Below are 12,134 nucleotides of genomic sequence, written 5' to 3' on the forward strand. Positions count from 1 at the left end.
GGGCAGGGTCAGACCGTCGCGACCAGCAGCTCTTCCGCGTTGTTCGGCGGCCGCAGGCCATCCGCGCGATCGGCGAAATAGCGACGCGTCAGTTCAGCGGCCGATACGTGCGCGGCAGCCGCGAAGCCGGCCTCCAGCGCAAGCGCCTGGAGCTGCGCCGGCATGAAGAAGCTGATGAACGGCGTGCCGCTCGCGCGCGCGCCCTTCGCGGCCATTTCGAGCCCCGGGCGCACGTCCGGATCCGCATTCTCCAGCGGCAGCAGGAACGTCATCGCGAGCGTCGAGCCCGGCGCGAGCGACGCGACTTCGCGCAGCGCGGCCGCGTTCGCTTCGCGCGTCAGGTACATGCTGACGCCGGTGGACACCACGACCGCCGGCTGGCCGGCATCGAAGCCCGCGCCGACGAGCGCATCGCGCCACGACTGCTTCGCCTCGAAATCGACCGGCACGAAGCGCAGCCAGTCGGGCACGCCGAAGCCGAGTTCGACCAGGCGGCGTTGCTTCCATGCCTGCGGCGCCGGCGGGTCGACTTCGAAGACGGTCACGCGCGACGCCATGTCGGGCCGGCGCTGCACGAAACTGTCGAGACCCGCGCCGAGAATCACGTACTGGCTCACGCCGCGCACGGCCTGCTCGACCACGAGATCCTCGATGAAGCGCGCCCGCGCGACGATCGACGCGCGAAACGGCCGCGTGAACTGCGGATCCATGTCGCCGCGCTGCTGCCAGCCCGGCGCCGGCGCGAGCAGTCGAAGCCCGACTTCGTCGGCGAGCACGTGCGGCGGCGCGTCGAGTTCGACGTGCAGCGCGCGCCACAGCGCGACGCGCGCGGCGGTGCTGTCGGGGGCGTCTTCGCGAGTATCGGTCATGGCGGCCTCACGCGCCCTGCTTGCCCGGCGCCTGCAGCCGCCACACGCGGCCGTCCGGGTCGCGCACGGTCATATCGCGCGTGCCCCAGTGCGTGTCCTCGAACGGCGTGACGACATCGACGATCGGCTGCGGCCGCACCGCCTGCTCGTCCGGCACCTTGAGCACGACCTGCATGTCGGGCGCCTCGCCCGGCGGCACTTCGGCGATGAACAGAAAAGGACCGTCGCCGCTGCGTAGCTGGCCCGAGTTGTGATCGGTTTCGAATTCCAGCGTGAAGCCCAGCGCCTGGAAGAATTTCGCCGACTTGCCCCAGTTGTGCGTCGTCAGGTACACGGCTTCGATTCGCTCGGATGACATGTCAATCCTCCTTGGTGGACGGCCCCGCGCCCGGCGGCGGCGCGGCCAGGTATGCGCGCAACGCGTCGGCCACCAGCGCGGACAGCGATTGCTCCGCTTCGATGGCGCGATACTTGACCTGCCGGATCAGGCCAAGCGGCAGGTACACGTTGAATTGCTTCACTTCTTCGTCGGTCATGAAGGCTAGTATGCTAGCAATCTAGCAAAAGTCAACTGCGGGCGATGGCAAGGGATGTCTCGGTCGGGCGCGGCCAGCGTGCGGGCCGCCTTCGGATAGCGTGCGTTCGCGCGTCTACTTCGCGGCGCGCGCCGCCAGCCGCGCAAACAGCGCGTCGAGATCGAACCCTGCCGTATCGATGCCAATCGTGTCGCGCAGGCACGCGCCCCACGCGGCCGCGTCGTCGAACGTGACGGTGCGTCCGGCCCCCGCCGCGTCGCGCAGCGTCAGCGCGGTGTTGAGTAGCGCCGCGCGGCCGTCCGGCAGCACGCGGCATGCGATCAGGTCGTTCACGAAGATCGATTCGGGATACGTCGACGTAAACCAGTTCGCGGCGTCGTAATCGATCCACTCGGCCGGCTTCAGCGAGAAACGGTAAGTGGTCTGCCAGCCGTCGGGGATCTCGAACTGCATGTCGAATTCGCCGTCGACCGGCGCGTCGATCACGCGAAACGCGCCATGCGGCGTCAGTTGCCGCTCGCCCGGCACGAAGCGCAGCGGCGCGGTCAGCGTCGCGCTGCCGAAGCCGATGTCCGCGAGCCAGACCGTATCGTCGAGATCGATGCGCAGCAGCATGTGCGTCTGCGCTGCGACGATCTCGGGCGGCCGCATCCAGCGCACGCGCGCGATCAGCGGCGTCACGCGAAAACCGATCGTCGTGAGCGCGGTATGGAACAGCTTGTTGAGTTCGAAGCAGTAGCCGCCGCGGCGGCGCCCGATCACCTTGTCGACGATCGCGGGCAGGTCGAGCGCGACGCGCGCGCCGGTCAGCGGATTGAGGTTTTCGAACGGAATCGCCTGCGGGTGCAGCAGATGCAGCCGGCGCAGCACGTCGAGCGTCGGCTCGGCCGGGCCGTCGTAGCCGATGCGGGAGAAATAGCGCGAGAGGTCGAACGAGTCAGTCATGAACCTGCACCGGTAAAAGGGACACGCCACGATAGCATCGCGCGAAATCCCCATGTTGTGCGGGGCGATTGTCCGTCGTCACGCGCGATGCCGGCACCGCACCGCGCGCAGCCCCGCGCAACGTTACGGCAGCAGCTTCAGCGCGGACGACGCGACCGACGGCACCGAAATGCCCTGGCTCGTCGCGAATTGCACGGCCTGGCTGAGCGTCGCCGCGAGCGACTGCAACTGGCCCGGCGCGCTTTGCGCGATATACGACGCGGCCTGCATGTTCTGCGGATTCAGGCCCGACTGCAGCAGCGACGCGGCACTGGTCGAACCGAGACTGCCGAGCCCCGACTGCAGTTGCGAATACTGCGTGAGCCCCTGGCCGAGCGACGCGAGGCCGTTGCTGAACGCCTGCTTGTCGATCGGGCCGTGCGACGCGCCGCCGCTCGCGAAAGCCTGGCCGAGCGCCTGCGACACCGACTGCTGCGCGCCGCCCATCTGCGACAGCGCGGCCGGCGTCAGCGCGTTGCCGCCGGCCAGCTGGCTCGCGGCCTGCTGCGCCTGCCCGGCCGCGCCGGTCAGCCCCATCGCCGATGCGAGCGTCGACTGGCCGGACAACACCTGCTGGTTCGCACCGACATACGCCTGCAGCAGTTGCGCGATGCCTCCCTGCGCGGGCGCGGCCTGTTGCTGGCCGCCGCCGAGCAGCGACGCGCCGAGCGACTGCAGATCGAGCTGCGCGTGCGCGGCGCCGCTCACCAGGATGCCGAATGCGATGCCTGCCGAGGCCAGATGCCTGCCCGTCGCGCGAATGTGCTTCATGTGTTTCCCTCGTGCCGGAATGATTGAGGCCGATATTGTCGAAGCGCGTCGCGCGCCGCCGCAACGACTGAAACACATCGAAACGAAATCACGTCGCGCGGCCGCTTGCAATTCCGCGACCGACGGACACGGTCGAGCGGATTCGTCCGCGGTTGATGCGCGATATCACGCCTGTGCCGGAATTCGTTCTCCGGTTGCATGAATGACGGCGGGTTTCGGGTTCTGCGAGCGGAACCGCAAAACGTATCGCGGCCAGGAAACGCGTTCTCGCGGGCGTGCCGAGTGCTGACTGCCGACAAGCATCGCGTTCGAGGATCGAAGCAAAACGGGCGGCTCACCGCCACCCGTTTCGTCACCCTGCTACCCGTTACCGGCTGCCGGCCCGCCTCAACCTTACGCAGCCATCCACGCCGGCAGCCGCCGGCCGACCCGGTCGGCCGCCTGCTCGTAGCCGCGCGCGAGCTGCAGCACGGCGAGATCGGCGCGCGGGCGCCCGATCAACTGCATCCCCATCGGCAGCCCCGCGTCGTTGAAACCGACCGGCACGTTGATCACCGGGCAGCCGGCCAGCGTCCACGGTACGACCGTTTCCATCCAGCGGTGATAGGTATCCATCGCGCGGCCCGCGATTTCCTTCGGCCAGCGCTGGTCGACGTCGAACGGGAACACCTGCGCGGTCGGCGCCGCGATGAAGTCGTAGCGGTCGAAGAAGCTCAGCACGGCCTGGTGCCACGCGGTGCGCTCGACGCTCGCATCGAACACGGCCGCGCCCTGCATCGCGAGCAGCCCTTCGACCTCGTAGATCGCCTCGGGCTTCAGCAGCGCGCGGCGCGCCGGATCGCGATAGTGCGCGAGCAGCCCGCCGCCGGACAGCAGGTGCCGATGCACGAGCCACAGGCGCCAGATCCGGTCGGGCGCGAATGCCGGCAGCGCGGCATCGACGTCGCAGCCGATCTCACGCAGCGTTGCCAGCCCCTGTTCGCACTGCGCGAGCACGCCGGCCTCGGTCGCGAGATAACCGTTCCAGTCGCCGACCCACGCGATGCGCTTGCCGCGCAGGTCCGCGTCGAGCGGCTGCGCGAACACGGCCGGATCTTCCGCGCGCGACAGCGGATCGTTGCGGTCGTAGCCGGCCTGGATCGCGAACAGCTGCGCGACGTCGCCGACCGTGCGGCCCATCGGCCCTTCGATGCCGAGCTGCTGCATGAACACGTCGACGGCCGGCCAGCGCGGTACGCGCCCCTGCGACGGGCGAAAGCCGTAGATGTTGCAGAACGCGGCCGGATTGCGCAGCGAGCCGCCGAAATCGCTGCCGTCCGCCACCGGCAGCATCCGCGACGCGAGCGCCGCCGCCGTGCCGCCGCTGCTGCCGCCCGCGCTCTTCGTCAGGTCGTACGGATTGCGCGTCGCACCATAAACCTCGTTGAACGTGTGCGAACCGAGCCCGAACTCCGGCGTATTGGTCTTGCCGATGAAAATCGCGCCGGCCGCGCGCATCCGCGCGACGCCGACGGAATCGGCCTGCGGCACGTTCTCGCGGAAGATCGGCGAGCCGTAGGTGGTCCGCAGCCCCTTCGTCATCGCCAGATCCTTCGGCGCCTGCGGCATCCCGTGCATCCAGCCTTGGTACTCGCCGCGCGCCAGCGCGGCATCCTTTTCCGCGGCTTCGGCGAGCAGCGCATCGCGCTCGCGCAGCGCGACGATCGCATTGACCGCGCCGTTCACGCGCTCGACGTGGTCGAGATACGCGCGCATCGTCTCGACGCACGAAACCGCCTTGCCGCGGATCGCCGACGCGAGCTCGCCGGCCGACAGGCGCACGATCGGGTCGACGGGGATGGAGGCGGGAGCGAGAAGCTGCGGGGCGCCGTGCGGCATGCGGGTCTCCTGAAATCGGAATGGAATGGCAGGCCGCGTGGCGGCGGCGGTCGCCCCCGAACCGGCCGGGAGGGGCCGCGCCGCGGCCGATGCGCTCTACTCTACGCGCCGCCGATTCGGCGACCTCCGATATTTTCCGTCGCGATTTATTGCGGATCCGACTAAATCGGGGCAACGCGTACCGGGCCGCCCGCGCCGGCCCGATCGATGAAATCGTTTATGCGCATAAACTAAAATTTCTTATATTTCTAATAGGCGCGATACGAGACGGCGCGCGTTAACGACATTTTTACGCGGTCGCCCGATCTCTTTAGATGGCTCGTTCCGGCTGCGCGCTACGCTGGAAGCATCTCGTTCCCCGGACATCGTTCATGCTCAAGCTGCTGGTTCCTGTCGGTCACTCGCCACGCTCGCTTCAGGCGGTTCGCCACGCGACATTCCTGTATCGCGAGCGGTGCGCGTCGGAGATCGTGCTGATCAACGTTCAGGCGCCGCTCGAATCGACGCGGCTCGAGGCCTATCACCCGCTGTCGCGGCTGCGCTCGATCGAGGAAAAGTTCGCGTCCGACGATCTGGCCATGGCTGAGCGGATTCTGCATGACGCCGGCGTCAAATACAGCGTCGTGAAGAAGGTCGGGCCGGTGGCCGATACGATCGCGGCCGTGGCGGCCGAGACCGGATGCGACGAGATCGTGGTCGTCGCGCCGAGGCACGACCCGCTTCATGCGCTGATGTCGGTGTTTCGCCGCAGCGTGATGGGCCGGCTGGTGCGGATTTCGAATGTGCCGGTGACTGCCGTGCAATGACGGGAATGATGCGCGTGGCCAGCCTCGAGACTGGCCACGGGCCAGCACCGGCGACGGACGAATGAGCGGTGCAGTACGTGTTACGTGTGCGCGTTGCGCGCCGCACGCGTACCGCCCGTCGCGAAGCGCTTATTTGATGACCTTGCGCCAGAACACGAAATAGGCGGCCGCCGAAGACGCTACCAGCAGGATTGCCCACATCGGAGCAAGACTGATCAGCACGGAAGAGACGTTAAGCATTTGGATTCCTCACTATTTCGACAGCGATGTTCAACACGCACCTGCTTGCCGGAACCGATGCATTCATCCGTCATCGCATTCCGTCAAATCATGCATTCATGCTATCGCTTTGAGCGGCAGCGCGACCGTCCCCTCCCGCCCGTACCCTGACATTCGTCAAACTCGCGCGAATCACACGCCTGTCGCGCTGAAATCCGTCGCGCGATTGCCGCGCTGCGTGCCTATCCTCGTCTCCGGCCGCCAGCCTGAAAGCCCCTTCCTTTTGCACGCGAAACCACGAAAAACGTGACGGAATCACGCCGCCCCGCCACCGATTCAGCAGACGTTTACCGGGGGAAGCCCCAAGTGCTTCGCCGAACGTGTCCGCGTTACGCTTGAACGACGAGGAGACGCACCATGAGACGAGTCGTACATATCGCTGTTTTCGCGCTGCTGGCGTATCTCATTGCCGATCGCGCGATCCTGCATGCGCAGGGCCGCGACGCCAGCCCGCTTGCATGCGAACAGGGCGCCGCGCAAGTGAAGGCCGACGCGCTCGGCCGCGGCTTCGGCGAGGCGGCCGCCGGCAGCCAGAGCGAGGCATTCATGTCGGGTTGCCTCGTGACCGGGCGAGGCAACCGGGACGTCGCGATGGCGAACCGTTGACGCGAATCCGGTGACGTTCCGGTCGCATTCGAGTCAATTCCCGCTGTTTACCGTCATTTTCCCGATCGATGTCGCGACGGACGTCACGCTCCGGACGCCGTTCACGCTGAACGTCTGCTCGTGGCCCGTGTCGTCGCGGGGAAGACGCATCGACATCTGGGCCATCGGGCCGTCCTTGCCGTAAGCGGAGACGCCGCTTCATCTACAACAACAGTCAATCAAAAGATGAGTCATCCCAACACCGATTTGATCCAGCGTTTTTACACGGCCTTTCAGCAGCGCGACATCGACGCGATGCTCGCCTGCTATGCCGACGACATCGTCTTCGGCGATCCTGCGTTCGGCGAGCTGCGCGGCGAGCTCGCGCGCGACATGTGGCGCATGCTGGTGGCGCGTGCGCAGGAATTTTCGTTGACGTTCGGCGAGGTCGACGCGGACGAACAAATCGGGCGCGCGCAGTGGGTCGCGCACTACCGGTTCACCGCGACCGGCCGCATGGTGGTCAACCGGATCGACGCGCGTTTCCGGTTCCGCGACGGGCTCATCGCCGAGCATCGCGACAGTTTCGACCTGTGGCGCTGGGCGCGTCAGGCGCTTGGGCTGAAGGGCGCCCTGCTCGGCTGGACGCCGTTCGTGCAACGCGCGATCCGCGCGCAGGCGCGGAAGAATCTCGACGCGTATCGGGCAAAGCGCAGATAGGGCACGCGCCGCTACTGTTTCATCGTGGCGTTGGCGTGTGTACCGCTTCTTGCGTGCTTGTGCAGATATGTGCGGCACCTGAAACCAGAATCGAGCGCAAGGGCTTCTCTAGCTGGGGCGTGTAGTCGTCCGGCGCGGCTTCGCACGGCCCGCTTCTGTTCCACATAACGAAAGCGAACCCCGAAGAGACCGACCTGGCGTCAACGGACGCCCCCAAACCGCAGCCGGGCAGCCAGCCGCAAATCGCCCCCCTGCCGGCTATCGCCAGAACCACACGGAATACCTTGCCCGCAAAGGCGCTCGGGCCGCCCTTCGGAGCACGCGCGGAAACGCCGACTCCCCCGTGACGCCATACTCCCCCGCATCCTGCCCATCAACTCTTATATAAGACATAAGACATTTGACGTTACAGTTCATTGAGATTAGAATCCCGCTCAAAGCAGTGCCTGGAACAGCCCCGGAGTGCCGGAAAGGCCTTCCCCTCAAACGCCATATCAGCAGGTCTCCCCATGCTTGAAAACTTTCGTGCTCACGTGGCCGCCCGCGCCGCGCTCGGTATTCCTCCCCTGCCGCTGACGGCTCAGCAAACCGCCGAACTGGTGGAACTGCTGACGAACCCGCCCGCCGGCGAAGAGCAGACGCTGCTCGAACTGATCACCTACCGCGTGCCGGCCGGCGTCGACGAAGCCGCCCGCGTGAAGGCCGGCTTCCTGGCCGCCGTGGCCAAGGGCGAGACCGCCTGCCCGCTGATCTCGCGCGAGCGCGCCACCGAACTGCTCGGCACGATGCTGGGCGGCTACAACATCCAGCCGCTGATCGAACTGCTGTCCGACGACGCAGTCGCGGCCGTGGCCGCCGACGCGCTGAAGAAAACCCTGCTGATGTTCGACCAGTTCCATGACGTGAAGGAACTCGCCGACAAGGGCAACGCGCACGCGAAGGCCGTGCTGCAAAGCTGGGCCGACGCCGAATGGTTCACCAGCCGCCCGGAAGTGCCGCAAAGCCTGACCGTCACCGTCTTCAAGGTGACGGGCGAAACCAACACCGATGACCTGTCGCCGGCACCGGACGCCACCACCCGCCCGGACATCCCGATGCACGCGCTGGCGATGCTGAAGAACGCGCGCCCGGGCATCACGCCGGAAGAAGACGGCAAGCGCGGCCCGGTCAAGTTCATCGAGTCGCTGAAGGAAAAGGGTCACCTGGTCGCGTACGTGGGCGACGTGGTCGGCACCGGCTCCTCGCGCAAGTCGGCCACCAACTCGGTGCTGTGGTTCACCGGCGAAGACATCCCGTTCGTGCCGAACAAGCGCTTCGGCGGCGTGTGCCTCGGCGGCAAGATCGCCCCGATCTTCTACAACACGATGGAAGATGCAGGCGCGCTGCCGATCGAACTCGACGTGTCGCAGATGGAAATGGGCGATGTGGTCGAACTGCGTCCGTATGACGGCAAGGCGCTGAAGAACGGCGAAGTGATCGCCGAATTCCAGGTCAAGTCCGACGTGCTGTTCGACGAAGTGCGCGCCGGCGGCCGCATTCCGCTGATCATCGGCCGTGGCCTGACCGCGAAGGCACGCGAAGCGCTGGGCCTCGCGCCGTCGACGCTGTTCCGCCTGCCGCACCAGCCGGCCGACAGCGGCAAGGGCTTCTCGCTCGCGCAGAAGATGGTCGGCCGCGCATGCGGTTTGCCGGAAGGCCAGGGCGTCCGTCCGGGCACGTACTGCGAACCGAAGATGACCTCCGTCGGCTCGCAGGACACCACGGGCCCGATGACCCGCGACGAGCTGAAGGATCTGGCATGCCTCGGCTTCTCGGCCGACCTCGTGATGCAGTCGTTCTGCCACACCGCCGCTTATCCGAAGCCGGTCGACGTGAAGACGCACCAGACGCTGCCGAACTTCATCAGCACGCGTGGCGGCATCGCGCTGCGTCCGGGCGACGGCGTGATCCACTCGTGGCTGAACCGCATGCTGCTGCCCGACACCGTCGGCACCGGCGGCGATTCGCACACGCGCTTCCCGATCGGCATCAGCTTCCCGGCAGGCTCGGGCCTGGTGGCCTTCGCGGCCGCCACCGGCACGATGCCGCTGGACATGCCGGAATCGGTGCTGGTCCGCTTCAAGGGCAAGATGCAGCCGGGCGTCACGCTGCGCGACCTCGTCAACGCGATTCCGCTGTACGCGATCAAGCAAGGCATGCTGACGGTCGCCAAGCAAGGCAAGAAGAACATCTTCTCGGGCCGCATTCTCGAAATCGAAGGCCTGCCCGACCTGAAGGTCGAGCAAGCGTTCGAACTGTCGGATGCGTCCGCCGAGCGTTCGGCCGCCGGTTGCACGGTCCACCTGAACAAGGAACCGATCATCGAATACCTGAACAGCAACGTCACGCTGCTGAAGTGGATGATCGCGCAGGGCTACCAGGATCCGCGCAGCCTGCAGCGCCGTATCGCGGCAATGGAGCAGTGGCTGGCCGACCCGCAACTGCTGTCGCCGGATGCCGACGCCGACTACGCGGCCGTCATCGAGATCGATCTCGCCGACATCCATGAGCCGATCGTCGCATGCCCGAACGACCCGGACGACGTGAAGACGCTGTCCGACGTCGCTGGCGCGAAGATCGACGAAGTGTTCATCGGCTCGTGCATGACCAACATCGGCCACTTCCGTGCGGCGTCGAAGCTGCTCGAAGGCAAGCGCGACATCCCGGTCAAGCTGTGGGTCGCGCCGCCGACCAAGATGGACCAGAAGCAGCTGACGGAAGAAGGTCACTACGGCGTGTTCGGCACGGCCGGTGCGCGTACCGAAATGCCGGGCTGCTCGCTGTGCATGGGTAACCAGGCACAGGTGCGCGAAGGCGCGACGGTCATGTCGACGTCGACCCGCAACTTCCCGAACCGCCTGGGCAAGAACACGAACGTGTACCTCGGGTCGGCGGAACTGGCGGCGATCTGCTCGCGCCTGGGCAAGATCCCGACCAAGGACGAGTACATGGCCGACATGGGCGTGCTCAGCGCCAACGGCGACAAGATCTACAAGTACATGAACTTCGACCAGATCGAAGACTTCAAGGAAGTGGCCGACACCGTGCAGATGTAAGCACGCTGTCGGGCTGCGGCGGGTCTTTCCCGTCGCAGCGACACGCAATGGCGCCGCAGGCTGCATGCTCGCGGCGCCATTTTTTTATTCGGCGCCGGACGTCTTCAGGTTGGGCGCAACGCGCTCCGCTGCCAACGGGTCGCCCCAGACAAAAAGACCCGGACATCGCCCGGGCCTTTGCACAACATCCGTTACCGCCAGCCGCGCTTACGCTTCGAGCGCCTCCAGCACCTTCCCCTTCGTCTCGATCCCGACGAAGTGCACGGTCACCGCCGCGATCAGCGGCACGATGCCGATCAGGTAGAACGCGGGCGCGAGGTTCCCGCCGATGATCGCGTGCGGCACGACCATCGGCGCGACGAACGACGCGATCTTCAGCCACGCGCTGCCGAGCCCGCAGCCCGACGCGCGGATGCTCGTCGGATATTGTTCCGGCGTGTAGACGTACGCGGTAATGAACCCCGACGCCATCAACCCGAGCGACAGCGAGCAGAACACCGCAACGACATACACCGACGATGCGTGATAGATGCCCGCGAGCGCCAGCGACAGCGCGCACAGCACGAACGACCACACGATCACCGGCTTGCGGCCGAGCTTGTCGACGAGCAGCGCCGACGCCAGCGACCCGAGCACACCCATCACCGAACCGATCACCGCGAGGTTCAGTGCGAGCTGCAGCGGCGCATGATAGAAGTTCTTGTAGATCGTCGGCAGCCACGTCGACAGTCCGTACTGGATGAACCCGCAGGTCGCCCACAACGTCGCCACCGCGAGCGTGCGCTTGCGATACGCGGCGCTGAACAGGTCGCTCATCCTGCGCTTCGGATGCTGGCGCACCATCTCGTCGAACGCGGCCGCCTGCGTGACCGGCGGCAGTTCGCCGCGCACCGACGCTTCGAACACGCCGACTGCGCGCCCGGCTTCCGCGAGCCGCCCGCGCGACGCGAGCCAGCGCGGCGATTCCGGCACGAGGCGCGTGAGCACGAGCGACAGGATCAGCGGCAGCCCGCCGACGAAGTACATGATTTCCCAGCCGAAGCGCGGCACGAGCCACGCACCGAGCGCCATCGACACCAGCAGGCCGATCGGGAACACGATCTCGTACAGCAGCACGAAACGGCCGCGGCCATGCGCGCGCGTGATCTCGTTGATGTACGTCGCGGCAACCGGCAGCTCGCCGCCGAGCCCGAGCCCCTGCAGGATCCGCAGCAGCACGAACACCTCGAAAGTCGGCGCGAAACCGCATGCGATGCTCGTGATGCCGATCACGGCCGAGCTCCATGCGATCGCCTTCACACGGCCGTGCTTCTCGGCCAGCGCGGGAAACAGGAAGGCGCCGATCAGCTGGCCGATCGCGCCGGATGCGATCAGCATGCCGATCTGCGTCGGCGACAGCCCCCATTTGTGAATCAGCAGCGGCAGCGTCGCCGCGATCGTGATCACGTCGAAGCCGTCGAAGAACGTCGCGGTGCCGATCAGCACGCGTGCGCGGATCTGCATCGCGTTGCCGGGAAGCCGCTCGAGCCGCGCGATGATCGCGCCGGGCGTGGAGGCGGCAGCTTCCATCGTGGCGCGTCCGGCCACGACGTTGTCGAAAGTGCTCATGCG

The 12,134-nt window shown here is 66.6% G+C and carries 11 protein-coding genes; 4 read left to right on the forward strand and 7 right to left on the reverse strand.

The features are described from left to right. Positions 1-8: 8 nt before the first annotated feature. The 6 genes from ACNQQL_RS25680 to ACNQQL_RS25705 form a co-directional block, all read right to left on the reverse strand. Positions 9-869 (reverse strand): class I SAM-dependent methyltransferase, encoded by an 861-nt coding sequence (locus ACNQQL_RS25680; protein ID WP_347066610.1) that lies wholly within the window; start codon positions 867-869, stop codon positions 9-11. Positions 870-876: 7 nt separating this feature from the next. Further along, positions 877-1,227, reverse strand: a complete 351-nt coding sequence (locus tag ACNQQL_RS25685) for a VOC family protein (RefSeq protein ID WP_347066612.1) — start codon at positions 1,225-1,227, stop codon at positions 877-879. Between the two features lies 1 nt (position 1,228). Continuing rightward, the gene (locus ACNQQL_RS25690; RefSeq protein ID WP_347066614.1) at positions 1,229-1,405 is read right to left on the reverse strand and encodes a CopG family transcriptional regulator; all 177 of its coding nucleotides are present in this window, start codon (positions 1,403-1,405) and stop codon (positions 1,229-1,231) included. A gap of 114 nt (positions 1,406-1,519) precedes the next feature. Beyond that, on the reverse strand, positions 1,520-2,350 hold the full coding sequence (locus ACNQQL_RS25695; RefSeq protein WP_347066616.1) for an arylamine N-acetyltransferase: 831 nt from the start codon (positions 2,348-2,350) through the stop codon (positions 1,520-1,522). Between the two features lie 123 nt (positions 2,351-2,473). Then, the gene (locus ACNQQL_RS25700; protein ID WP_347066618.1) at positions 2,474-3,160 is read right to left on the reverse strand and encodes a hypothetical protein; all 687 of its coding nucleotides are present in this window, start codon (positions 3,158-3,160) and stop codon (positions 2,474-2,476) included. Positions 3,161-3,553: 393 nt separating this feature from the next. After that, complete coding sequence (locus tag ACNQQL_RS25705; RefSeq protein ID WP_347066620.1) at positions 3,554-5,038, reverse strand: amidase; 1,485 nt, start codon at positions 5,036-5,038, stop codon at positions 3,554-3,556. A gap of 371 nt (positions 5,039-5,409) precedes the next feature. Between ACNQQL_RS25705 and ACNQQL_RS25710 the strand changes: the two genes are divergently transcribed. The 4 genes from ACNQQL_RS25710 to acnB all read left to right on the forward strand — a co-directional run bounded on the left by ACNQQL_RS25710 (position 5,410) and on the right by acnB (position 10,523). Further along, entirely contained in the window at positions 5,410-5,844 is a 435-nt protein-coding gene (locus ACNQQL_RS25710) for a universal stress protein (protein WP_204421404.1), read from the forward strand. A gap of 636 nt (positions 5,845-6,480) precedes the next feature. Further along, positions 6,481-6,729: an adhesin gene (locus tag ACNQQL_RS25715; RefSeq protein ID WP_072443340.1), complete on the forward strand. Its 249-nt coding sequence runs from the start codon at positions 6,481-6,483 to the stop codon at positions 6,727-6,729. 225 nt (positions 6,730-6,954) lie between these two features. Next, on the forward strand, positions 6,955-7,428 hold the full coding sequence (locus tag ACNQQL_RS25720; protein WP_347066642.1) for a nuclear transport factor 2 family protein: 474 nt from the start codon (positions 6,955-6,957) through the stop codon (positions 7,426-7,428). Between the two features lie 509 nt (positions 7,429-7,937). Then, entirely contained in the window at positions 7,938-10,523 is a 2,586-nt protein-coding gene (gene acnB / locus ACNQQL_RS25725) for a bifunctional aconitate hydratase 2/2-methylisocitrate dehydratase (protein ID WP_105392112.1), read from the forward strand. A gap of 207 nt (positions 10,524-10,730) precedes the next feature. On the opposite strand, the gene ACNQQL_RS25730 is transcribed toward acnB, so the two are convergent. Further along, positions 10,731-12,131: an MFS transporter gene (locus ACNQQL_RS25730; RefSeq protein WP_034180360.1), complete on the reverse strand. Its 1,401-nt coding sequence runs from the start codon at positions 12,129-12,131 to the stop codon at positions 10,731-10,733. Positions 12,132-12,134: the final 3 nt, after the last annotated feature.

The organism is Burkholderia sp. LFS061 (assembly GCF_047978125.1).
In the GTDB taxonomy this organism is placed as follows: Bacteria; Pseudomonadota; Gammaproteobacteria; order Burkholderiales; family Burkholderiaceae; genus Burkholderia; species Burkholderia pyrrocinia_C.

Bases quoted from the DNA above. Each gene is read 5' to 3' on its own strand.
- ACNQQL_RS25680 (WP_347066610.1), bottom strand. From the start codon at position 869: ATGACCGATACTCGCGAAGACGCCCCCGACAGCACCGCCGCGCGCGTC.
- ACNQQL_RS25685 (WP_347066612.1), bottom strand. From the start codon at position 1,227: ATGTCATCCGAGCGAATCGAAGCCGTGTACCTGACGACGCACAACTGG.
- ACNQQL_RS25690 (WP_347066614.1), bottom strand. From the start codon at position 1,405: ATGACCGACGAAGAAGTGAAGCAATTCAACGTGTACCTGCCGCTTGGC.
- ACNQQL_RS25695 (WP_347066616.1), bottom strand. From the start codon at position 2,350: ATGACTGACTCGTTCGACCTCTCGCGCTATTTCTCCCGCATCGGCTAC.
- ACNQQL_RS25700 (WP_347066618.1), bottom strand. From the start codon at position 3,160: ATGAAGCACATTCGCGCGACGGGCAGGCATCTGGCCTCGGCAGGCATC.
- ACNQQL_RS25705 (WP_347066620.1), bottom strand. From the start codon at position 5,038: ATGCCGCACGGCGCCCCGCAGCTTCTCGCTCCCGCCTCCATCCCCGTC.
- ACNQQL_RS25710 (WP_204421404.1), top strand. From the start codon at position 5,410: ATGCTCAAGCTGCTGGTTCCTGTCGGTCACTCGCCACGCTCGCTTCAG.
- ACNQQL_RS25715 (WP_072443340.1), top strand. From the start codon at position 6,481: ATGAGACGAGTCGTACATATCGCTGTTTTCGCGCTGCTGGCGTATCTC.
- ACNQQL_RS25720 (WP_347066642.1), top strand. From the start codon at position 6,955: ATGAGTCATCCCAACACCGATTTGATCCAGCGTTTTTACACGGCCTTT.
- acnB (WP_105392112.1), top strand. From the start codon at position 7,938: ATGCTTGAAAACTTTCGTGCTCACGTGGCCGCCCGCGCCGCGCTCGGT.
- ACNQQL_RS25730 (WP_034180360.1), bottom strand. From the start codon at position 12,131: ATGAGCACTTTCGACAACGTCGTGGCCGGACGCGCCACGATGGAAGCT.